This is a genomic window from Arthrobacter sp. B2a2-09, from assembly GCF_027587375.1.
In the GTDB taxonomy this organism is placed as follows: Bacteria; Actinomycetota; Actinomycetes; order Actinomycetales; family Micrococcaceae; genus Arthrobacter.
Window position 1 is genome coordinate 1 of record NZ_JAMXIC010000010.1, and the last position, 21,200, is coordinate 21,200.

The following is a 21,200-nucleotide window of genomic DNA, read 5'->3' on the forward strand; positions in this document are numbered from 1 at the left end:
TGGCGCCGCGTGGTGGCAACGGCTGTCCAGCTGGGCATCCCGGTTCCCGTGTTCTCCTCCTCGCTGGCCTACTACGATGGACTTCGCCGCAAGCGCCTCGCCGCAGCGGTCATCCAGGGACAGCGCGACCTCTTCGGTGCGCACACCTACGGCCGCGTCGACGCCGAGGGTACCTTCCACACCCTGTGGGGCGAAGACAAGTCCGAGATCTCGGCAATCGACACGCACTAGCGCGAGTTTGGGTCCACCGTACTAACCAGAGAAACGGGTCGGTTGCTTGGCTTCCGCAGTGTTACCAGGCCCCACGCCGCACCTCATTGGTCGGCCGCCGGGTTAGTACAGTTGGGCGTTTCTCCATCAGAGGCAGGAAGCCGCGTGAGCGCCCGGGAGGATTCGTGTCAGTTTGAGGCATGACAGTTTTCCGTCTGGGTGAGTGGCCTCAGCGGGGACGCCTCCTCCGCGGAACGTCCTACCAAAGCAAGACGAATGGCGCTCGAAAAGCATCTGGCGCTGAAAATTATGGGCTAGGGTTGGCTGGTAATTCCTGAGACCTCGAACCGCACGCTGTCCGCCTTGCACCGGGCGACCTGGATCACGGCTACCTCGAAACCAGATGGCAACGCCACGGGCGGTCGATTCGTCCACGAGCGCGACACTGAAGGCTTTGTGATTGCGCTCGTAACAAGGATGCCCTGCCAGGACTGAATGCAGGGCGCGTGAAGGCGCCAAATTGTTCGGCTATCGCGTTGACGACCCCGGAGTTGACGTAGACAGGCAGGACGGAGGGCGCCGCCAGGGGTGACGGCTGTGCTGTCACCATTCGACGGCGATGTACTTGGTCTCGAGGAATTCGTGAATGCCGTGGTGGCCGCCTTCGCGTCCGATGCCGCTTTGCTTGACGCCGCCGAAGGGTGCTGCCGGGTCGGAAAAGATGCCGGTGTTCACGCCCACCATGCCTGCGTGGACCCGCTCGGCGACCCGCAGTGCGCGGGCGAGGTCAGCGCTGAAGACATAGGAGCCGAGTCCCATGTCCGTGGCGTTGGCCATGGCGACCACCTGGTCCTCGTCGGTGAAACCCACGACCGGGGCGACTGGCCCGAAGAGTTCCTGATTCAGAATGGCCGCGTCCGGTGCCACGTCGGTCAATACCGTGGGCGGGAAATAGTAGCCGGGACCGGCGGGAACTTCCGTGGCCGTGGCACGCTGGGCTCCCGCCTGGAGGGCGGACTCCACGACGTCCTGCAGGCCTTCGAGCGCGGCCTTGCTGGCCAGCGGACCGACCTCGGTTGAGGCGTCGTGGCCCGGGCCCAGGCGCAGGGATTCCATGGCCTGGACGAACTTGGCGGTGAATTCCGCGCGGATGGCGTTGTGGACGTAGAAGCGGTTTGCCGCCGTGCAGGCTTCGGCGTTGTGGCGCATCTTGGCGGTCATGGCCGCGTCCACCGCCTTGTCCACGTCTGCGTCTTCGAAGACGATGAAGGGCGCGTTGCCGCCAAGTTCCATGCCGGTGTTCAGGACACGGCCGCTGGCCTGGGCAAGCAGCTGCCTGCCCACGGCGGTGGAACCGGTGAACGAGAGCATCTGAACGGGGCTGGACTCGATCAGCGCTGCCACGACCTCCTTGTCCCGTCGGGTGGGCACGATGTTGATTGCGCCGTTGGGCACGCCTGCCTGGGTCAGGAGTTCGGCGATCCTCAAAGCGGTGAGGGGTGTTTGGTTGGACGGCTTGACGACGACGGTGCAGCCTGCGGCCAGCGCCGGCGCCAGTTTGCGGGTGATCATGGCTGCGGGCAGGTTCCATGGCGTGATGGCGAGAACGACGCCGACGGGCTGGGATATCTCCATGATCCGGCGGTTCCCGGTGGGGGATTCCCGGAGGGAACCGGGCAGCCGCACAGCTTCTTCGCTGAACCACCGGAAGAATTCCGCAGCATAGTCTGCTTCCGCGAGGGCGTCAGCCTGCGCCTTGCCGTTTTCGGCGATGATCAGGTCAGCGATCTCTTCCCGGTGCGCCGTCAGGATTTCAAAACCGGACCGGAGAACTTCAGCTCGCTGCCGGGGGTGCACGCACCCCAAGGAACAAGTGCCCTGTGCGCAGCCTCAGCGGCCGCAAGTCCGTCGACCACGGAGCCGTTGGCGACGTCGACAATCGTCTTCCCGGTGGCGGGATCCTCCACCGGAAAAACAGAGCCGTCTGAGGCGTGGCGGAATCCGCCGTCGATGAAGAGCCCGCTGGGGCCGGTGAAAGAGTCTGTCATTGCTATTCCTTACAACGCTCGTGGTTCCACAGCTTCGCGAAGCGTGGCGGTCAAGTGGATGGGGGCGCCGTCTTCACCAAGGGGTGCAGCAGTTCTGCGTTGTGCTGGCCCAGGTCCGGCACCGGTCCGGGCCGGGCGGACAAGCCGTCGAAGACCAGAGGGGAGCGGGGGAGCATCAGGGGCGTGCCGTCTTGGTGGGCCGCCCTGGGGTCCTCGAGCGGGGTGAAGAGGTTCCGGTGCGCGAGTTGAGGGCAGTTGCGGACGTCTTCGATGGTCTGGGCGGCGCCTGCTGGTTGGCCGGCTTCACGGAGCTTGGCCGTGGCTTCGTCGCGGGAGAGGTTTCCGTGGGCGGCCCACTCTTCCAGGGCTGGCAGAATCAGGGTCTTCATGTTGCTGGCGCGTTTGAGCACGGTGTCCAGTTCGGGGTCGCTGGCGAGTTCGGGGCGTTCCATGGCGTTGCAGCAGCGCTGCCACATGTCGTCGGTGGGGATGACGATGGAGATCCATCCTCCGTCGGCGGCGCGGAAGGCTCCCACGGGGCTGAACTCGTCGGCCCCGCGGGTGGGTACGGCGCCGGTGAATTCGTGCAGGGTCAGGGGGCGTTCGAGCAGGGCGGCTCCGACGTCGTACATGGCGGTGTCGACGTGGCAGCCCTGGCCGGTGGTCGCGCGTCCCGCGAGCCCGGTGAGGATGCCCAGGGCTCCCCAGATACCGGCGAGCAGGTCCATCGTGGACATCGGTGCCAGCCCGGGAGGGGCATCGGCAGACGGGCCGATGAGGCTGCTGAGGCCGCTCATGGCCTGGATGACGGAGTCGAAAGCTGGCCACTTGGCGTACGGTCCGCCGGATGCACCGAATCCGGTGATTTCGCAGATCACCAGGCGCGGGTACTGGGCACGGAGGTCCTCGCGGCTGAAGCCTTGGCGGGCGAGGGCGCCGGGGCGGAGGTTGGAAACCAGGACATCGGCCGTCTTGAGCAGGACGGCGAACTGTTCCTTGTCTTCGGGGGAGTCCAGGTCAAGGGTGATGGATTTTTTGCCCCGGCTGTAGGAGGCGAAGCCGCCGCTGATGTAATCGTCGTCGGTGCCTTTGCGGGGCTCGTACACGCGGCGTGGGTCTCCGGTGCCGGGCCGTTCGATCTTGATGACTTCGGCGCCGGCGTCGGCGAGGATCGAAGTGCAGTAGGGTCCTGCGATGTACTGCTCGAGGGAGAGAACGCGGATGCCTTCGAGGAGGCGGGGTGTTTCGCTCATGGCCTTCCTTCGGAATCGGGCTGGGCCGCTGTCCAAACAACGGGGACCCAGGAGAGCACGTCGACGGGCTCGGAACCGGGCCGGTGGGCCGTGGCGATGACGCGGTACGCCGCGATGTTTCCCTGTTTGTGGGGTGTGAAGTCTTCCAGGACTGCCGTGAAGCTCAGGAGGTCTTCTTCGAAGACAGGGGCCAGGTGGTCGCAGGAGTGCCAGCCGAGCACCGTGGCGATGGCGGGGTCGATCCGGCTCAAGGCGGCTTGCGCGAGTCCTACCGTGTGGCCTCCGTAGACCAGCCTGCGGCCCTGTTGGCCGCGGGCGACATCCCGGTGTGCGGCCGCAAGGTTCTGGGTGATGCGGACCAGCGTCTGGGCCTCGGTGACAGGTTCCCGCAGAGGATCGTGCACCTGGACGCCCTCGGACGGGAGTGCTGTAGCGGGCATTCCGACCAGGTCCCATGCTCCGGGGGCGAGCTGGATGTACGCGCCGAGGTCGAGGTGTTCCTCGGCTGCTCCGATTTCACCGGCTTCCTCAAACGCGGAACGGTCCTTGACGGGGATCAGCGCCAGGCGCTCGAAATCAGCGATGATGTTCCCGGATTCGTCACGTGTGGTCATGGACAGAAGCACCTTGGCGCGCTCAACGCCGGCGTTCGGCCGGGCGAGTTTGGCCGCCTTCGGGGTGACCGTCGTTTCCAGGGTTGTCCCTACCGGTATTTGGCGCAGGAGCCGGACGTTTCGGTAGAACAGGTTGGCGATGACGCGCCGGGTGGCCACCGTGGACTGGCCGATGGCGACCTGAAGGACCAAGGCCGGATTGACGAGCCGGTCACCTCCGGTGACTTGCTGCGACAGGGGCGAGCTGAGGGGCAAGCGCAGCGCGTCGCCGGTGATGGCCTGGTACTGGGCGGCCAAACCCTCGGTGAGGGTGATGGCCGGCGCTGTCGGCAGGGGTATGCCTACGACGAGTTCTTCGGCGTAGGGTTCCCATACGCTCATCGGACCGCTCCGGCCAGACGGACGGCAGTGCGGGCACGCTCGATCACGGGCGCGTCGATCATCTGGCCGCGGAACCGGAAAGCGCCGTCGTGGTTTCGTTCGGTGATCTCCTCCAAAAGGTCCCGGGCCCAGCTCACGTACTCAGGAGCGGGACCGAAAGCTTCGTTGACGGTGTCGATCTGGGATGGATGGATGCACAGTTTCCCCGCGAAACCCAGGCCCGCTTCTTGGGCGGCCTGCTGCCGTAGCGATTCCGGATCGCTGAAGTCCGCGTTTGGGCCCGCGATCGCCCACTTTCCGGTGGCCGCGGCTGCGTTGATGATGCGCGATTTGGCCCACCCGGTGTGGGTCATGCGCGAGGCGCCGGTGCCTGCCATTGTGGCCAGGAAGTCATATTCGCCGAACATCAACCCAACCACGCGCGGCAAGCGGGCAATGTCGGCCGCCTGCTCCACGCCCTCAGGAGTCTCGATCATCGCAATCAGCGGAGCTCCGGCAATGCTCCGCGCAGCCAGGGCTGCCGATGCAAGGGTCGACATTGGCAGGACCAGCGGGACGCTTCTCTCGGTCCATTGGTTTGCAGCAGCAGCATCATGGGCGAACTGCTCGGTGAGGCTTGCATTGACGCGGACCCAAACGCGGCGGGCGGAGGTCTGGAGGAAACCGTTCGTAAGTCCCCGGGCGGCGGCTTTATCGCCATGCGCGACGCCGTCTTCCCAGTCGACCATCACGACGTCGGCGGCCGAGTTGGCGGCTTTGTCCAGGAAGCGCTGTGATGATCCGGGCACGGACAAGATGCTGCGTGCAGAAGTCATGTTCGTTGTTCCTTTTCTTTGATGGATTTAGATGGTGCGTCCGCCATTGTGCAGTGTTTCGACCACGGCCTGAGAGGTCACCACATCCACGGAAATACCGTATACCAAATACGGAATGCCGACAAGGAAATCCTTAGTACGAGCGGGGGAGGCCGAGCACCTTGGTGGCCACGAAGGACTTGATCATGTTGTTGTTGACTGGCGCCACTTGGAACATGCGGGTTTCGCGGAACTTTCGTTCGACGTCGTATTCGTCGACGAAGCCGTAACCTCCGTGCGTGTCCAGGCAGGCGTTGCCGGCGGCCCAGCTTGCTTCGGACGCGAGGTGCTTTGCCATGTTTGCTTCGGCGCCACAGGGTTCTCCCGCGTCGAAGAGCCGTGCCGCTTCGTAGCGCATCATGTCCGCCGCGCGAACCTTCATATAGGCGTCGGTGATGGGGAACTGCACGCCCTGGTTCTCGCCGATTTTGCGGCCAAAGACCGTGCGCTTGTTGGCGTAGTCGACGGCCCGGGTGGTGAACCAGTAGCCGTCGCCGATGGCTTCCGATGCCAACAGAATGCGTTCCGCATTCCATCCGTCGATGACGTAGCGGAAGCCCTTGCCCACCTCCCCGATGACGGCCGACTGCGGGACGCGCATGCCCTTGTAAAAGATCTGGTTGGTGGCGTAGTTGAACATCGTGCGGACCTTGACGACTTCCAGGGTCTCCGGTTGCTCGGTGCGCACTTGGCGCAGGTCCACCAGGAAGAGTGTGAGTCCGTGGGTGCGGTCTGCTCCCTGACCCTGAGGCTTTTCGGAGGTGCGGGCGAGCACGAACGCGAGGTCCGACTCCTCGATCCGGCTGGTCCAGCTCTTGTGGCCGGTAATGACGTAGTCATCCCCGTCTTTGACGGCGGCGGTTTCGATGCTCGTCGTATCCGAACCCGCTGCGTCTTCAGTGATCGAGAATGCCTGGAGCCGAAGGTCCCCGGAGGCGATCGCTGAAAGGTAGGCGTTTTTCTGCTCCTCGTTTCCGTGACGGAGCAGGGCGCCCATGGTGTACATCTGTGCGTGGCACGCCGCGGAGTGGCCCCCGGACTTGTTGATCTCCTCCATGATCACGCTCGCCTCGGTGAGGCCGACACCCAGGCCGCCGTACTCGGTGGGAATCAACGCAGCGAGTAAGCCTTCCTTGGTCAGCCTGTCCACGAACTCCTGCGGGTACCGGCGGTTGCGGTCGGTCTCCCGCCAGTACTCATCCGGAAACAGGGCACAGAGGGAACGGGTCTTTTCCCGCAGCTGTTCGATCTGGGGCTTGTTGTTGGGCATCGTTGCTCCTTGAGGTTGGTGTGCTGAACTCACGATACGGAATATATTAGCCAGAACACAAGTGGCAGTTTCTAGTGGTGAAAGTTCGTGATGCCCCCTTACATGCCCTTGATTTAGGGAATTTTGCCCTCTACCCTGAAGTAGGTTTCTAATATATTCGACTCATCGCCGAGTCGGGAGAAGGAAGAATTTCATGAGTCGTTTACCTCTCGAGGGAATCACGGTTGTCTCGCTGGAACAGGCCGTAGCCGCTCCCTTTGCCACGCGCCAACTCGCTGATCTGGGCGCGAGGGTCATCAAGGTCGAACGCGATACGGGCGATTTCGCGCGTGGTTATGACAGCAAAGTCAACGGCATGGCGAGCTACTTTGTATGGCTCAACCGGGGCAAAGAGAGCATCGTCCTCGATCTCAAATCCGCCCAGGGCCTCGAAGCTCTTAGGCGGCTCGTTGCCAAGGCCGACGTCCTTGTGCAAAACCTCGCTCCCGGCGCGGTGGAACGGTTGGGCTTTGGCGCGGACGACGCCTTGACGATCAATCCCAAGCTCATTCACGTGTCCGTCTCCGGATACGGGAAGGGTGGACCGTATGAGCAGAAGAAGGCCTATGACCTCCTTGTCCAGTGCGAATCGGGGCTGCTAAGCGTTACTGGAACGGAAGACTCACCTGCGAAGGTGGGGGTTTCGATCGCTGACATCTGCGCCGGCATGTACGCATATTCCGGGATACTGACGTCCTTGCTACAAAGGACGTCGACCGGGAGGGGCGACGTCCTGGAGATTTCCATGCTGGAGGCGCTGGGTGAGTGGATGAGCCAGCCATATTTCTTCGCCGAGTACGGCGGGGCTCCCCCTTCCCGAAGCGGGGCCCAGCACGCCAGCATCGCACCCTACGGGCCATTCAATACCGCTGACGGGACCGTCTTCTTTGGCATCCAGAACGAGCGTGAGTGGGGCAAGTTCTGCCGGGAAGTACTGCAGCAACCCGCACTGGCGGAGGAGCCCCGATTCGGAGGGAACGACGCCAGGGTCAATCACCGGGCCGACCTCCACGATGAGATCAACAATGTCCTGCGATCCCTTCCCACTCAGGTGGTGGTTGAACGGCTCGACGCGGCGTCAATCGCAAACGCTGAACTGCGCGACATGCATGGGTTCTCCGACCACCCACAATTGTCCGCGAGAAACCGGTGGCGTGACGTCCCGTCTTCCGTAGGTCCCCTCCGCAGCCTGATCCCCCCGGTGACATCCAGGGAGGCCGGATTCTCCATGGGCCCGGTGCCTGGGTTGGGGGAGCACACCGAGCAAGTGCTTGCCGAGCTGGGACTGCCACTAGCCGCCGCTGATCGCTAAATCGCTCATGCCGCCGGGCTCGCCGAGGGCCCGGCGGCGATGCTCTATTCTTAGCGGGAGCGTCAGGAGAGAAGGCACTAATGAGTAACCACAGCAGTGATGGCAGTGGTCGCAGGCAGTTCAGTGATAAAGCCGCGGCCTACGTCCGGGGACTCATCATGTCCGGAGAGTTGAGGCCTGGGACAACCGTCAGGCCGGAGACTGTGGGCCAAGCCCTCAGCATCTCGACCACCCCTGCCCGCGAAGCCCTCCAAGCACTACGCGTTGAAGGCTTCCTGGACCTGCTCCCGCGGCGCGGCTTTCAGGTGGCGCCACTGACCGGACAAGACATCCGGGACCTTTTCCGGGTCCAGGCACTGATAGCCGGTGAGCTGGCAGCGCTAGCGGCAGCTAACTGCACAGAGGATGACCTGGCGGAACTGGACGCACTCCACCACGAACTCATCGCGGCCGCACGACGCAATGACCACGAGGTGCTCGAGGATAAGAATCATGCCTTTCATCGCCACATCAACAAGATGGCCGGCTCGCGAAAGACTCTCTGGGCTCTCAGCCTGATCACCCGCTACGTCCCGCGACAGTTCTATTCTTCGATTCCCGGATGGCCCCAGGCAACGGTGACCGACCACGAGGAACTGCTCGAGGGAATCCGGTCGGGGGACACCGACAAGACGCGCGCATCCATGGTGGCGCACATCATCCATTCAGGTGAACTGCTCGCAGCCAACTTCGACGAACGAATGGCCGCACCCCTTCCGGCAACCGAGGCGGAACCCCTCCAGTCGGATCAGGCGTCACACCGGTAATCGAACCCTCTACTTCTCGTCCGGGTCGGGGATCTCCTCGCGAAAGTCCGCTGCCATCAATGCGGTTCCGCCCGGCCATTTTGCGTGCCCGGATGTTAGACGCTGGCAGCATCCAACCGCTGAGTTAGATCGAAAAAGCCTTGAAGGTATTTCGTATCCGGTATACGCTTACTGGACGCAGTTGATCTTGAAGGAGATGACGTGATGAAACCAAGGCCAACCCCTGCGGGTGCGGACTCATTGCAATGGCGCATTGATGGGGCCTTTGATAGCTACGTCCGGAATCAGGCCGGTGATGGAACGGTCACTCTTTCCGACGGTGCCTCACGCGATGGCGATGGCTACTACCATTTCCCCAGAATCGGCGCACCCTCGGATCCGGCAACCCTGCGCTTCGGCGGCTCCGTCGAATTCCGCGCCTACATGGGTGTTCTTTCGCTTCGGATAGCCGAACCGAGCTTCCATATATTCCAGGACGTGGTGCGCATGTATATCGTGGACGACGCCGCCCCGGCAGGAACCCGCCTTGAGCTCGCAACGGCAACCATTGAGCCCGGGCGGGCTGGCCGCGCGATGCTTGATCTCCGGCTGACGGAACGGGGCTCGGAACTGTTCTTCGGCAAATACCCTGCCGGAGCTTCGTTGGCCCCTGTAAACGTTCTCTTGCCTGGCCCGCGCGCCGGTATGGCTCTAACCCAAGGAGCGCACTGATGGATGCACCTCTCTCGATCGCCGTCATAGGAAGCGGACCCTCCGGCTGCTACATTGCCCAAAGCCTTCGGAAGGCACTTCCCCAGTCGGAGATCACGATTTACGACCGACTCGCGTCGCCCTTTGGACTGGTTCGCTACGGCGTCGCGGCGGACCATCAGAGCACCAAATCAATTCAGGCGCAGTTTTCCCGGTTGTTTGAACGCGAAAACGTCCGCTTCGCGGGGAACATCGAGGTCGGCAGGGACATCTCCCTGGCCCAGCTCCGAAGCACCCATCACATCGTCGTGCTGGCTGCTGGTCTGTCAGCGGATCGCGCCATGGAGGTGCCGGGGGAAGGCCTGCCCGAGGTATATCGCGCCGGCCGCCTGACGAGGCTCTTCAACGCGCACCCCCTTGAGCCGACCGGTGTCCCGACATTCGGGAAATCCGTGGCGATTATCGGCGGCGGCAACGTGTCTATTGACGTCTTGCGCCTGCTCATCAAACAGCCGGAAGATTTCGCCAACAGCGACATCGACGATGCCATGCTGGCTGAATACGGCCAAGCGCCGGTGAGCCGTGTCGACCTCATCTGCCGGTCGACGATCGCGAACGCCCCCTCCGACCCTGTGATGCTCGCGGAACTCGGACGCATTCGTGGCGTGAGATTCTCATGCTCGGACCCCATTGAAGTAGCCGAAGACGCTCCCCGCACCGCACTGGCACGGGCCAAGGCCATTGGGGAACTGCTTGAGGTCGATCCTGGTCCAGAAACCCGTGCGGAGGTAGTGCTGCACTTCGGATGGGCGCCGGTGAGTATCAACGGAGACGGACACGTCCGGGACGTGGAACTGCGATCCGTCAACGACGATCGTACGAATCAGCGTCTAGGCGCTGACTCCGTGGTGACGGCCATCGGTTTCGATTTCGACGGCGGCGACTGGCACGGGCTCGGCGCCCTCAAGGCGGATTCCGAGACCGGGGTCCTGGATCAGGGCCTATACCGTACTGGTTGGATCAAGCGCGGTTCGCGTGGAACGATTGCCGAAAATCGATCGTGCGCAAAGACCGTAGCGGACGAGATCATCGCAGATTTGGATTCGCTGGAGCAGCAGTCCAAACCGGGATACGCGGGCCTTCCGGAGGAAGTCCGTGCGCTGGCTGTGGATTATGCCGCCTGGAAGCGTGTGGATTGCGCGGAGAAGGAAGCCGCATCAGAGGCTCGGACCCGCCGAAAGTTCCCCAGCCATGAACAGATGGTCGCGATCGCACACAACAAGCTCGTTGAAAGCTCCGCCGCCCAGCGCGGCAACTAAACCAAACATCTTAGACAGGAGAAAAATGATGAAGATCCAAGTTCTTTTCGGGACGGAATCCGGCAACGCAGAGATAGCCGCCGAAGATCTCGCTGAATCGATCAGGAACGACAACCAGGAAGTCGAAGTGCACGACCTGTCGTCGTTCTCAATTGCTGAACTCCAGCATGACTCGCTCTACGTTTTTCTTTGCTCGACCTACGGCGAGGGCGAGCTGCCGAACACGGCGCTGCCCTTCTATGCGGACCTTTCCGTCGTACGCCCGGATCTCTCCGGAGTGCGTTACGCCATGTTTGGCCTCGGCGATACGTTCTACAAGGACACCTACGGTCAGGGTGCAACCAAGCTCGACGACAAACTCACCGAGCTTGGGGCGCAGCGGACCGGGGAAATCGGCCGCTATGACGCCTCGTCCTGGGAGCCGGTCGGCGAGGGCGCCGTAGTATGGTTCGCCGGCGTGCTCGAGGGTGTGTCCGCCACCCGCTAAACGAGGAGGCCCCGCAAGACTGCCCCTGGACAAGAAAGGGAGGCCGGTCGCGCGGGGCTTTTTCATTTCCAGGGTTGGATACTGTCCGGCTGGACCCTCCAGCACCCCGGCCACGGGGGCTTCTCGCTTGAAGCTGCGGCACCGAGTGACAGATGCGTTGGGCTGGCACGGTCTGATACCCCAACAGTCCTACGGCCCGCCAAGGCTGTAGCTACCGAAATATAGCCGGATCGTGGCGAGAGGGGCTTTCCCGCCCTGTGTGGATACACAGGGCGGGAAAGCCCCTCTTCGTGCGTCAGCATCTGCCGGGCACAGCAAAAAGGTCCGGGGGAGGACCCCGGACCTTCTGCTCATACCTACTTACTTGATGACGAACGGGTTCGACGTGTCCGGAGCTGTCGAAATCCAGACTGACTTGACCTGGAGGTATTCCTTGATTGCGTCAATGCCGCTCTCCCTGCCCAAACCGCTGCGCTTGTATCCGCCGAAGGGGGACGTGAAGCTGACGGCGCGGTAGGTGTTGACCCATACCGTGCCGGCCTGCAGGTTCTCTGAAAGGCGGACGGCCCTGCCAATGTCCCGTGTCCAGACGCCTGCGGCAAGGCCGTAGTTGACGTCATTCGCAATGGAGAGGGCGTCTTCTTCGTCGTCGAAGGGAATGACCGCGAGGACAGGGCCAAAGACCTCTTCCTGGGCGATGCGCATATCATTGCGAACGTTGGTAAAGATCGTTGGCTGGACGAACTGGCCCCCGGACGAACCTTCTCCGGTGTAAGCAGCGCCTCCCAGGACGCACTTTGCCCCTTCGCGCTGGGCGATGTCGATGTAGCCGAGCACCTTTTCAAACTGGGGACGGGTGGTAACGGGTCCCACGTGCGTGTCGGGGAGCATGGGGTCGCCGATTTTGGCTTGTTCGGCCAGTGCCACAACCCGCTGGACGAATTCGTCGTGAATGGAACGCTGGACGAGCAGCCTCGAGCCGGCAATGCAGGTCTGACCGGTTGCTGCGAAGATGCCGGAAATAACGCCGGCAGCAGCGGCATCGAGGTCCGCATCCTCAAAGACAATATTCGGAGACTTTCCGCCCAATTCCAGTGATACGTGCTTGAACTGGCTAGCGGCGCTCTCATAGATCTTCTGTCCGGCGGTCTCCGAGCCCGTGAAAGCCACCTTCGCAATATCCGTGTGGCTGACTAGCGGGGCACCCACCTCCTGGCCGAAGCCCGTGACAGTGTTGACCACGCCGGGCGGGAATCCTGCCTTTTCGAAGAGCTTCATGAACTCGAGGGTTGAAGCGGAGGTGAACTCAGAGGGCTTGATGACCACAGTGTTGCCCGCCGCCAGAGCCGCCGGCAGCTTCCATGCCAGAAGAAGCAGAGGAGAGTTCCATGGCGTGATCATGGCGATCGGGCCGAGAGGCTCCAGCCGGGTGTAGTTGAGGATGTTCGGCTTGTCACTGGGGATGACCGAGCCCTCGATCTTGTCGGCCAGGCCGCCGTAGTAGCGGTACCACCCTGCCATGTAGCGGGTCTGGGCGGACATCTCCGCGTAGAGCTTTCCGTTGTCGCGGACCTCGATCTCGGCAAGGTGTTCACTGTTGGCCTCGATCAAATCCGCCAGGTCCATGAGCAGCTTGCCGCGGTATTGGGGCTTGGTCCTGCTCCAGCTTTTGAAGGCCTCGGAGGCAGAAGCGACTGCCCGGGATACGTCCGCCGGGCTGCCTTTGGCGATCCTGGCCCAGGCTTCTCCGGTGTACGGGTTGAGGGTGTCGAAGTACTCGCCTTCCTCAGGCGCGGTGAAGGTGCCTCCGATGTAGTGGTTGTACTGGGTCAGGGGATCAATATCCTCGAGGCTGCTGACCACGTCGCTGCTCTGTGCTGTCATTGCTGGTTCATCCTTTGCTGAACGGGGAGAAAGTGGAGATCGCTTGCATCGGTGGGGTTCATGAACGTGCCAATCCCTCCGCGACGATTCCGATTCCTTCCTGGAGCAACTGATCCTCGATGGTCAGCGGAGGAAGGAACCGGATGACATTTCCGTAGGTGCCGCACGCAAGGAGGATCACCCCGTTTTCGTGCGCGTACTTCACCACGCGGGCGGTCAGCGCAGGATCCGGACTCAACGTGTCCGGGTGGACAAGCTCGACGGCGATCATCGCACCGCGTCCGCGCACTTGGCCGATACGGGGATCTGCCTTCTGCAATTCGGTGAAGCGGCCGGTGAGGATTTCCCCAATCCGTCGTGCGCGACCAAGCAATTCGTCCTCCTCGTACGATTCGATTGCCGCTAGCGCCGCTGCACAGGCGATGGGGTTGCCGCCGTAGGTACCTCCGAGGCCACCCACCTGGGCGGCGTCCATCAGTTCAGCCCGTCCCGTGACGGCAGAAAGCGGTAGCCCACCGGCTATGCCTTTGGCCATCGTGATGAGGTCCGGGACAACTCCTTCGTGATCGACTGCGAACCACAATCCTGTCCGGGCGAAGCCGGACTGGATCTCATCCGCGATGAAGACAATGCCGTTGCGCTCCGTCCATTCGCGAAGGGTTGGCAGGAAGCCCTCGGCGGGAACGATAAAGCCGCCTTCCCCTTGCATGGGCTCGATGATGATTGCGGCCACCGATTCGGCCCCGAGCTCATTTTCAATCTGTTCGATCGCCTGGCGGGCGGCTTCCGGCCCGGTGAGGCCGCCATCGCGGTAAGGGTAGGAGCCCGGAACGCGGTAGATCTCCGGGGCGAACGGGCCGAATCCTTGCTTGTAGGGGGCGCTCTTTGCGGTGAGGGCCATCGCAAGGTTGGTGCGTCCGTGGAACGAGTGTTCAAAGGCCACGATGGCTTGGCGGCCCGTTGCGCGCCGGGCAATCTTCACTGCGTTTTCCACCGCTTCGGAGCCTGAATTGAACAGCGCCGTGCGCTTGGCGAAGTTGCCGGGAGTGATCTCGTTCAGCTTCTCTGCCACCGCGATGTAGCTCTCGTAGGGCACCACAGTGAAGGCCGTGTGAGTGAAGCGATCCAGCTGCTCGCGAACCGCACGAACCACGCGGGGGTTCGAGTTTCCGACGCCGGTAACGGCGATACCTGAGCCCAAGTCAATGAAGGAGTTGCCGTCCACGTCCAGGAGCGTTCCGCCGCCGGCCGCGTCAGCGACGATGGGCAGGGTATGGCCGACGGACCGAGCGACTGCCGATTCCTTGCGCTGAAGAATTTCGCGCGAGCGGGGGCCCGGGATCTCGGTGACGAGCCTGCGCTCCTGGATGAGATCGGGGCCGCCGACGGTGATGTGTGCGGTCATGGGGCCGCCTCCTTCGTAATTGGATAGAACCATCGAATAAGGTATACGGTATACGCAAATCCCAAGTAAGCCAATAGCCGGTAGGCTGTGAAAAACAGGAAAGTGGCGGACACCATGAAGAAAATTGAGTTTGCGCGTGAGACGCTCGCTGACGCTGCCTATGCGCAGATCGCCGAGGGCATCCTGACGCATGATCTGGGTCCCGGGGCCAGGCTGCTGATGGATGACCTGGCAGCCCGCTTGGGGATCAGCCGGACGCCGGTGCGCGAGGCTTTGCACCGGCTCGAGATGGAACGGGTGATCGAGCCCGGAGGCCGCCGTGGCTACATTGTGCGCGAGCTGACAGACGCCGAACTGGACAAACAGTACGCGGCCCGGGGAGCTATCGAGCCGTTCGCGCTCGCCGAGGTTGCGCGCCGGGGCGGGGCGGCCGCGAAGTATGTAAGGTCAACGTTTGAGGAACTGGTTTCGGCCCCGCAGACGACGGCCATGGAGGTCTTCCTGGTCAACAAAGCGATTCACCGCTGCACGGTGGAGGCGCTGGACAATGAGTACCTGCTTAGTATGTTCGACGTGATCTGGCAGACTGCCATGGCCGCCCACGTCTGGGCCGACATCCTGGAGAGCCGTTCTTCCGTTGATTTCCCCGAGATGCACCGGCCGATCGTGGAGGCTGCCGAGTCCGGCGACCCGGAGCTGGCCAGCAAAGTTGCCCGAGAGCACATCCTCGCCGGCCGCGGGCTGCACTCAATCCACAGCGCGCAGCCCGTCGTCTAAATTAACGGGCTGCACCGCTGGGTTCAGGCAGACATGTCGATCATGACGGCTTTGGAGCGCGTGTAGGAAAGTACACTCTCACGGCCGAGTTCACGGCTGTTTCCGGACTTGCTGTAACCCCCGAAGCTCTGTGCGGGATCCAGCTTTCCGTGAGTGTTCACCCACACGGTCCCGGCCTTCAGCGCCTTGCTCATACGAAGGGCCCTGGCGATGTCCCGTGTCCACACGGCAGCCGCAAGGTCGTAGGCTGAGTCGTTCGCGAGCCTGATGGCTTCCTCCTCCGTGCGGAAGCGAAGCAAGGTAAGAACCGGCCCGAAAACCTCTTCCTGGGCAATTCGCATGTCGTTCCGGACGTCCGTGAAGATGGTTGGCTCGACAAAGTAGCCCAGTTGATCCAAGGCGCGTCCTCCCACGCTGAGGTGCGCTCCTTCATAGCGTGCGATGTCGATGTACTGCTGGACCGACAGGTATTGGTCCTTGGAGACAAGCGGACCCACCTCGGTGTCGGCGAGCAGCGGGTCCCCGACCCGCAAGGCGCTGGTCTTTCGCGCCAGCTTCTCCACGAGTTCGTCGTAGACGTCCTCATGGACAAACATTCTGCTGGGAGCCACGCACACTTGTCCGGCGTTCTCCCACATGGCTTCGGCAGAACCTTGTGCGGCTGCCTCGATGTCAGCGTCAGGAAAGACGATGTTCGCACTCTTCCCACCGAGTTCGACGCTGACCTTCTTCATCTGCCGGCTGCCCGCTTCGAGGATCTTTCGACCAACGGGAGTGGAACCAGTGAAGGAGATCTTTACGACGTCGGGGTGATCCACGAGCGCCTGCCCCACCGTGCGCCCGGGTCCAGTGACCACGTTGAGGACCCCCGGCGGCAGGCCCACCTGGCGGGCGAGGTCGGCCAAAAGCAGGGTTGAGTAGCTGCTGACCTCGGCGGGCTTGATAACCATGGTGTTACCGGCCGCGAGGGCGGGACCGATCTTGTGGGAGGCCATCACAAGCGGGAAGTTCCACGGCGTGATCGCGCCACAGACGCCCAGGGGCTCGATCTGCGTCATACCGAAATATGGTTGGCGTACCGGGTTGATCGAACCTTCGAGCTTCGTTGGCCAGCCACCGTAGTACCGGAAGACGGCCGCCACGCCCCCGACGTCGTCGAGCGCCTGTGAGATGGGCTTGCCCATGTCCAGCGTTTCCAGTTCTGCCAGCTGCTCGCGGTTAGCGTCCACGGCGTCGGCAAGATCGAACAGGTATTGGGCGCGGGCGGCGGGGCTTGCTCCGCCCCATTCCATGGAGGAGAGGGCTGCGCTGGCTGCGTCCACGGCCGAGTCCACGTCCTCGGCTGAGCCGGAAGCGATGGAGCCGAGTACTTCCTCGGTGGCCGGATTAACGGACTGGAACGTCGCCCCTGACTTGGCTTCACGATCCGTGTCGGAGCCGATTCGCAGCCCTTGGGTGCGTTCGACGAAGGCTTGGGCCGCGGCTGAAACTCTGTGCGAAGCCGCCGGAATCACTGCGTCGTATGTCATGGTTTTCCCTTTTTCTGGCTTGTCAATGTGGTCGAATCAGGCGTACGTCAGGCGGACCGGCAGTTCTTTGATGCCGTGCGTGAGGTTGGAGCGGAGCCGGTGGACAGGGCCGTCAATCTCGATGGTCTCCACCCGTTTGGCAAGTTCGCGGAAAACTATCTGCAGTTCAAGGCGAGCCAGGCTGTTCCCCAGGCAGATGTGCGGACCTCCACCACCGAACGCCACGTGCGGATTGGGCTTGCGCGAAATGTCGAACGTGTAGGGTGCGTCGAAGACGGTTTCGTCACGGTTCGCCGACGCATACCAGATGAGCACCTTGTCTCCGGCCTTGATCACCGTTTCGCCGATCATGGTGTCAACCAGTGCCGTCCTGCGGAAATGATGGATCGGCGTCGCCCACCGCAGCACTTCCTCGACGGCGGTGTTCAACAGGGAAGAATCTTCCTTGAGACGGCGGAATTGCTCCGGGTTCTGGGCAAAGGCGAGGAGCCCGTGGGAAAGTGCCATGCGGGTGGTCTCATTGCCGGCTACAACCAGGAGGGAGAAAAAGTTGTCCAACTCACGCGTCGTGAGCTTCCGCCCGTTGATGTTCCCGGTCATAAGCAGCGAAAACACGTCATGACCGAGATTGCCGTTCCGCCGGTCACGCAGGGCATCGGCGTACTTCCAGATGTCCCTTCCCGCCGGGCTGGAGAACGGGTAGCCACTATTTTCCTTGACGTTCTCCGGCGAGTCTGCCGTGCGGGGAGCATGGTCCGGGTCGGCACCAGCGATCATTTCGTCGCCGAGGGCCTTGAGGTAAGCCCGGTCCTCGGTCGGAACCCCGAGCAGCTCGCCTAGCACCACCATGGGAACGACGGCGGCAACCTCGTCCACCCAGTCGAAGCGGGGCCGGGCAAAAGCCTGGTCGAGAGTCTTTTCGACCAGCTCTTCGACGAAGCCAACCCATTCCTTGTGGACACTGCCAGGAGTGAAGCGAGGGGAAAGAACACGCCTCATGTCTGTGTGGAGCGGCGGATCGGTGTCGATCAGGGTCTGCCGCGCAATAAGGTCCTCATGCGCGATGTCCTCGCGGGTGGTTCCGCCCGTCTCGGACGAAAATTGCTGGAAATTCCGCGTGACGGCAACGACGTCGGCGTAGCGCGTCACGGACCAGTAGCCCGGGCCGTCGTGTTCCTCGATCCAGCGGACAGGGTCTTCCCTCCTTGCCGCGTCGAAGTATTCGTACGGGACCCCGTCCTCGAAAGCGAGGTCCGAAAGTGCATCATGGGTGTGCACGTGGGTTTGGCTCATGATTCGTCTCCTTGGTGATACCGGCAGTCGGCCACGGCCCCCCAATAGCGGATACCGTATACGGTATGCTAACCCTGGTCGCCTCGCTCGGCAAGTAGTTTGTATTCCGCGTCGGGACTCAGCCCAGCGGGATATTTGCAATGAATTCCTTGAGTAGCGCCTGCTGGGCGAGATCTGAAGCTACGGTGTCCTCGGGGTGCCATTGCACCGCGTGGATCCAGAACTCCGCACCGTGAAGTTCAAGGGCCTCAACGGTGCCGTCTTCGGCCCAGGCGGTGGCGACGAGTCCCTTCCCGAGGTTCCTCACCGCTTGGTGGTGATAGCAGGAAACCTGCGGGGTTCGGGCGATCGATGACGTTAGGGAACTGGCGGCGTCAAGGGTGATCGTGTGGATCTGGTTCATGTGGGGGGTGGGAAGGTGCTGCTCCAAATCGCCACCTAGCGATACGTTCAAAATCTGCATCCCGCGGCAAACAGCAAGAGTGGGAACCTGGTTTTCCACCACATGCCGGGCAACTGCGAGATCAAACATGTCCTGCAGCTCGTCTCCATCATCGGATTCGGCATGGGCTTCTTGCCCGTAGCGCCAAGCGGCTATGTCGCCACCCCCGGGAAGTAAGACCGCATCGGCGAAAGCCAGCCGGCGGGAAACTTCCTCGTAGAGTGCGTCTTCCGTCGTTCCGGGATCCGCTACCGGAAGTATGGTCACCGGCTCCCCGCCGGCGTCGTAGACACCCTTGATGAGTGCGTGGGCGTTGACGAGTGCTTTGTACCTGAGCGCAGATGCACTGTCCGAGAATCGGCCCGGTACGGCAATCAAAGGCCTGCGACGTTGTGTTTCCACTTGTTCGTCCATTCAAGATCTGGGTGCCAAGGGCACCTGTTGATAGCTAACTCTTTGGTTCTGTGGCCCTCATGGGACCGCCGGGAACCTCGACCGGAGCTGTGTCGCCGAGGAACCAATCCAGCAGTTCCCTGGCGTTGCGCTCGGCGGAAGGCTCGTGCGCCGCCCAGTCGCGTCGGAGGTCGTCGACGTCGAGGACCCCCTCCAACTCGTGGCCGCCGATTCTGATCCATTCCTCCATGAGTTCGCCATCGACCTCAGGATGGAATTGCACTCCGATGGAGCGCTCGCTTCGGAAAACCTGGGGTGCAATTGCCGTTTTGGCCAGCACGTCGATCTCACCGGGCAATTCGACCCTGTCGCTGTGCCAGGAGAACCACGGGCCCGGGACTATCGGACACCTGTGTCCGGGTTCGAAGGAGATCAGCCCTGCTTCGATCCTGTCGGCCCGGACGGTTCGCCCTCCGAGGCTCTCGGCAAGCAGTTGAGCGCCGAAGCAGATGCCCAGGTAGGGAATCCTTTGCTGGTGGAGCGCCGCAATGTACTCGATTTCCCGCGTGATCCATTCTTCAGTGATCTCGTAGATGTGGCTGAAGGAGCCGAAGGCAATGACCGCGTCGAAATCCCCGGGGTGGGGGAACTCTGTATTGACCGTGCGGGTCCCGGCCTGGTTGAGGGAGAACACTTCGTGCGTTTTGACTACATGGCCGCCATCGAGCAGTGCCTGCCCGATGATGCCGGTGTCGGTCGAAGAAGTCTGTTCGTGGGTGATGAGGAGGACGGTTTTCGTCATGGAAGTGGTGCCTCCCGCTAGAGAATGTCGTGGTAGCGGTTGAACTCCCAGTCGGTGACGTGAGCGGCAAAGGCGGCCAATTCGACCCGCTGCATAGCACCGTAGGTATCCACGAAAATCTCCCCGAAAGCGGCCTTGGCAAACGGGCTGCCGGAGAACGTGTTCACGGCTTCAGCCAGCGTTGAAGCCACTCGCTGGAGAGCGGGGTCTGCATGGGGGTCCCCGACGGAGATCGGCTGCAGCGGCAGATCGTTCCTGAGGCCGTCCAAGCCCGCTTGGAGGTAGCCCTGGGCCACCAGATACGGGTTCGCATCAGCAGCTGCCCAGCGCACTTCAAGGCGGGTTCCGGGGCCCGCGTCGGTGATGCATCGCACACCCACGAGGCGGTTGTCCAGGCCCCAGCACACCTGCGTCGGGGAGAAGGAATAGTCCACGATCCGCTTGTAGTCATTGATCGTGGGTAGTGCGATCGCCTGGAGCTCCAGCTGGTGGGCCACAAGTCCGCTCAGGTAGCGGCGCATGACGTCCGAGTGCACCGGGTCTGAGGTGTCCTTCGTTGAGAACACATTGATTCCGTCACTGTTCCACAGGCTCTGATGCACATGGAGTCCACTTCCGGAGCCGCCGTTGATGGGCTTGGCCATGAACGTGGCGTTGTAGCCATGTTGCCGCGCGACTTGGCGCACGATGTGGCGGAAAAGAATGGTGTTGTCCAGCATTGTGATGGCGTCGCCGTACTTCAGGTTGATCTCAACCTGGGATTGGCCATACTCAACATTGCTGGCTTCCACGGTGATCCCCGAGGCCGTAAGCGCGGCACGAATGGCGCCGATCACGGGCTCAAGTTCGTTGGCGCGGTCCAGCGAGTAGCAGTAGGACTTGTCCGAAACGGGCTGCCAGTCGCTGGTGAAGAGATGGAACTCCAGCTCGGTGGCCATGTCCACGCGGTAGCCGAGCGCCTCGAACTCCTTGAGCGTGTCCTTGACCATGCCCCGCCCGTCCATGGGGATGCGCTCGTGGGTCTTGGGATCGTACATGTCGCACATGACCGTAGCCATGCCCGTCGTCCAGCCCGCCACGCGGAATGAAGGAAGGTCCGGGACGGCGTGCATGTCCGGATACTCACTGTTCTCGGGTGACCAGGGCGTTGGATGGATGTCGCTGCGCATGTCCCAGGCAAAGGCCACGTTGGCAATGGAAAAGCCCGCACCCGTCAAAAATTGCTCGATCGGCAGCATCTTGCCGCGCGGCAGCCCCCACGTGTCCGTGAAGACGCACTCCACGGTATGGATGCCGTTTTCCCGGGCGATCCTCGCACAGTCTTCCAAGGTGGACGGCGGCGTCAAGGCGGTGGTGTTCATTGCTTCCTCGATCTCCTACTAGATATTCGAT

19 protein-coding genes and 1 pseudogene are annotated in these 21,200 nt (G+C 62.4%); 7 read left to right on the plus strand and 13 right to left on the minus strand.

Going from position 1 to position 21,200, the window contains the following annotated elements; translation table 11 throughout:
- Positions 1-231 (plus strand): annotated as a pseudogene (locus NFJ07_RS12335) (NADP-dependent phosphogluconate dehydrogenase); the annotation flags it as partial.
- 582 nt (positions 232-813) lie between these two features.
- On the opposite strand, the gene NFJ07_RS12340 reads toward NFJ07_RS12335, so the two are convergent.
- The 6 genes from NFJ07_RS12340 to NFJ07_RS12360 form a co-directional block, all read right to left on the minus strand.
- On the minus strand, positions 814-2,067 hold the full coding sequence (locus NFJ07_RS12340; protein ID WP_333482055.1) for an NAD-dependent succinate-semialdehyde dehydrogenase: 1,254 nt from the start codon (positions 2,065-2,067) through the stop codon (positions 814-816).
- Positions 2,016-2,258 carry a hypothetical protein gene (locus NFJ07_RS25925; protein ID WP_333482056.1) on the minus strand — a complete coding sequence of 81 codons (243 nt, stop codon included), beginning with the start codon at positions 2,256-2,258 and terminating at the stop codon, positions 2,016-2,018. The genes NFJ07_RS12340 and NFJ07_RS25925 overlap by 52 nt, the downstream gene beginning before the upstream one ends.
- 50 nt (positions 2,259-2,308) lie before the next feature.
- The gene (locus tag NFJ07_RS12345; RefSeq protein WP_269994708.1) at positions 2,309-3,511 is read right to left on the minus strand and encodes a CaiB/BaiF CoA transferase family protein; all 1,203 of its coding nucleotides are present in this window, start codon (positions 3,509-3,511) and stop codon (positions 2,309-2,311) included.
- Positions 3,508-4,506, minus strand: coding sequence for a hypothetical protein (locus NFJ07_RS12350; protein ID WP_269994710.1), 999 nt, complete (start codon positions 4,504-4,506; stop codon positions 3,508-3,510). Before NFJ07_RS12350 ends, NFJ07_RS12345 begins: the two co-directional genes overlap by 4 nt.
- Positions 4,503-5,321: an HpcH/HpaI aldolase/citrate lyase family protein gene (locus NFJ07_RS12355; protein ID WP_269994712.1), complete on the minus strand. Its 819-nt coding sequence runs from the start codon at positions 5,319-5,321 to the stop codon at positions 4,503-4,505. The genes NFJ07_RS12350 and NFJ07_RS12355 overlap by 4 nt, the downstream gene beginning before the upstream one ends.
- A 133-nt stretch (positions 5,322-5,454) precedes the next feature.
- Positions 5,455-6,630: an acyl-CoA dehydrogenase family protein gene (locus NFJ07_RS12360; RefSeq protein ID WP_269994714.1), complete on the minus strand. Its 1,176-nt coding sequence runs from the start codon at positions 6,628-6,630 to the stop codon at positions 5,455-5,457.
- Between the two features lie 193 nt (positions 6,631-6,823).
- Between NFJ07_RS12360 and NFJ07_RS12365 the strand changes: the two genes are divergently transcribed.
- From NFJ07_RS12365 to NFJ07_RS12385, 5 genes are all read left to right on the plus strand, one after another.
- On the plus strand, positions 6,824-7,981 hold the full coding sequence (locus NFJ07_RS12365) for a CaiB/BaiF CoA transferase family protein (protein WP_269994715.1): 1,158 nt from the start codon (positions 6,824-6,826) through the stop codon (positions 7,979-7,981).
- Between the two features lie 80 nt (positions 7,982-8,061).
- Complete coding sequence (locus tag NFJ07_RS12370) at positions 8,062-8,787, plus strand: GntR family transcriptional regulator (protein WP_269994716.1); 726 nt, start codon at positions 8,062-8,064, stop codon at positions 8,785-8,787.
- Between the two features lie 204 nt (positions 8,788-8,991).
- Positions 8,992-9,498, plus strand: a complete 507-nt coding sequence (locus tag NFJ07_RS12375; RefSeq protein ID WP_269994718.1) for an HtaA domain-containing protein — start codon at positions 8,992-8,994, stop codon at positions 9,496-9,498.
- Complete coding sequence (locus tag NFJ07_RS12380; RefSeq protein WP_269994720.1) at positions 9,498-10,796, plus strand: FAD-dependent oxidoreductase; 1,299 nt, start codon at positions 9,498-9,500, stop codon at positions 10,794-10,796. Before NFJ07_RS12375 ends, NFJ07_RS12380 begins: the two co-directional genes overlap by 1 nt.
- A 28-nt stretch (positions 10,797-10,824) precedes the next feature.
- The gene (locus tag NFJ07_RS12385) at positions 10,825-11,283 is read left to right on the plus strand and encodes a flavodoxin domain-containing protein (protein WP_269994722.1); all 459 of its coding nucleotides are present in this window, start codon (positions 10,825-10,827) and stop codon (positions 11,281-11,283) included.
- 360 nt (positions 11,284-11,643) lie between these two features.
- On the opposite strand, the gene NFJ07_RS12390 is transcribed toward NFJ07_RS12385, so the two are convergent.
- Complete coding sequence (locus NFJ07_RS12390; protein WP_269994724.1) at positions 11,644-13,167, minus strand: aldehyde dehydrogenase; 1,524 nt, start codon at positions 13,165-13,167, stop codon at positions 11,644-11,646.
- Between the two features lie 58 nt (positions 13,168-13,225).
- A complete protein-coding gene (gene gabT, locus NFJ07_RS12395; RefSeq protein WP_269994726.1) occupies positions 13,226-14,572 on the minus strand; it encodes a 4-aminobutyrate--2-oxoglutarate transaminase in 1,347 nt (448 codons plus the stop codon).
- Positions 14,573-14,686: 114 nt separating this feature from the next.
- Between gabT and NFJ07_RS12400 the strand changes: the two genes are divergently transcribed.
- Positions 14,687-15,349 (plus strand): GntR family transcriptional regulator, encoded by a 663-nt coding sequence (locus NFJ07_RS12400; protein WP_269994728.1) that lies wholly within the window; start codon positions 14,687-14,689, stop codon positions 15,347-15,349.
- 23 nt (positions 15,350-15,372) lie between these two features.
- Here NFJ07_RS12400 and NFJ07_RS12405 read toward each other — a convergent pair whose 3' ends face one another.
- From NFJ07_RS12405 to NFJ07_RS12425, 5 genes are all read right to left on the minus strand, one after another.
- Positions 15,373-16,878 carry an aldehyde dehydrogenase family protein gene (locus NFJ07_RS12405; RefSeq protein ID WP_269994730.1) on the minus strand — a complete coding sequence of 502 codons (1,506 nt, stop codon included), beginning with the start codon at positions 16,876-16,878 and terminating at the stop codon, positions 15,373-15,375.
- A gap of 36 nt (positions 16,879-16,914) precedes the next feature.
- On the minus strand, positions 16,915-18,171 hold the full coding sequence (locus NFJ07_RS12410; protein WP_269994732.1) for a cytochrome P450: 1,257 nt from the start codon (positions 18,169-18,171) through the stop codon (positions 16,915-16,917).
- Positions 18,172-18,289: 118 nt separating this feature from the next.
- Positions 18,290-19,015 carry a gamma-glutamyl-gamma-aminobutyrate hydrolase family protein gene (locus NFJ07_RS12415; protein WP_269994733.1) on the minus strand — a complete coding sequence of 242 codons (726 nt, stop codon included), beginning with the start codon at positions 19,013-19,015 and terminating at the stop codon, positions 18,290-18,292.
- A gap of 46 nt (positions 19,016-19,061) precedes the next feature.
- Positions 19,062-19,808 carry a type 1 glutamine amidotransferase gene (locus NFJ07_RS12420; RefSeq protein WP_269994734.1) on the minus strand — a complete coding sequence of 249 codons (747 nt, stop codon included), beginning with the start codon at positions 19,806-19,808 and terminating at the stop codon, positions 19,062-19,064.
- Between the two features lie 17 nt (positions 19,809-19,825).
- Positions 19,826-21,169, minus strand: coding sequence for a glutamine synthetase family protein (locus NFJ07_RS12425; RefSeq protein ID WP_269994736.1), 1,344 nt, complete (start codon positions 21,167-21,169; stop codon positions 19,826-19,828).
- Positions 21,170-21,200: the final 31 nt, after the last annotated feature.

What these genes read in the sequence shown, in the direction of transcription:
- NFJ07_RS12370 (WP_269994716.1), top strand. Translation starts at nt 8,062, where the DNA reads ATGAGTAACCACAGCAGTGATGGCAGTGGTCGCAGGCAGTTCAGTGAT.
- gabT (WP_269994726.1), bottom strand. Translation starts at nt 14,572, where the DNA reads ATGACCGCACACATCACCGTCGGCGGCCCCGATCTCATCCAGGAGCGC.
- NFJ07_RS12400 (WP_269994728.1), top strand. Translation starts at nt 14,687, where the DNA reads ATGAAGAAAATTGAGTTTGCGCGTGAGACGCTCGCTGACGCTGCCTAT.
- NFJ07_RS12360 (WP_269994714.1), bottom strand. Translation starts at nt 6,630, where the DNA reads ATGCCCAACAACAAGCCCCAGATCGAACAGCTGCGGGAAAAGACCCGT.
- NFJ07_RS12375 (WP_269994718.1), top strand. Translation starts at nt 8,992, where the DNA reads ATGAAACCAAGGCCAACCCCTGCGGGTGCGGACTCATTGCAATGGCGC.
- NFJ07_RS12365 (WP_269994715.1), top strand. Translation starts at nt 6,824, where the DNA reads ATGAGTCGTTTACCTCTCGAGGGAATCACGGTTGTCTCGCTGGAACAG.
- NFJ07_RS12405 (WP_269994730.1), bottom strand. Translation starts at nt 16,878, where the DNA reads ATGACATACGACGCAGTGATTCCGGCGGCTTCGCACAGAGTTTCAGCC.
- NFJ07_RS12345 (WP_269994708.1), bottom strand. Translation starts at nt 3,511, where the DNA reads ATGAGCGAAACACCCCGCCTCCTCGAAGGCATCCGCGTTCTCTCCCTC.
- NFJ07_RS12425 (WP_269994736.1), bottom strand. Translation starts at nt 21,169, where the DNA reads ATGAACACCACCGCCTTGACGCCGCCGTCCACCTTGGAAGACTGTGCG.
- NFJ07_RS12355 (WP_269994712.1), bottom strand. Translation starts at nt 5,321, where the DNA reads ATGACTTCTGCACGCAGCATCTTGTCCGTGCCCGGATCATCACAGCGC.
- NFJ07_RS12410 (WP_269994732.1), bottom strand. Translation starts at nt 18,171, where the DNA reads ATGAGCCAAACCCACGTGCACACCCATGATGCACTTTCGGACCTCGCT.
- NFJ07_RS25925 (WP_333482056.1), bottom strand. Translation starts at nt 2,258, where the DNA reads ATGACAGACTCTTTCACCGGCCCCAGCGGGCTCTTCATCGACGGCGGA.
- NFJ07_RS12420 (WP_269994734.1), bottom strand. Translation starts at nt 19,808, where the DNA reads ATGACGAAAACCGTCCTCCTCATCACCCACGAACAGACTTCTTCGACC.
- NFJ07_RS12385 (WP_269994722.1), top strand. Translation starts at nt 10,825, where the DNA reads ATGAAGATCCAAGTTCTTTTCGGGACGGAATCCGGCAACGCAGAGATA.
- NFJ07_RS12350 (WP_269994710.1), bottom strand. Translation starts at nt 4,506, where the DNA reads ATGAGCGTATGGGAACCCTACGCCGAAGAACTCGTCGTAGGCATACCC.
- NFJ07_RS12380 (WP_269994720.1), top strand. Translation starts at nt 9,498, where the DNA reads ATGGATGCACCTCTCTCGATCGCCGTCATAGGAAGCGGACCCTCCGGC.
- NFJ07_RS12390 (WP_269994724.1), bottom strand. Translation starts at nt 13,167, where the DNA reads ATGACAGCACAGAGCAGCGACGTGGTCAGCAGCCTCGAGGATATTGAT.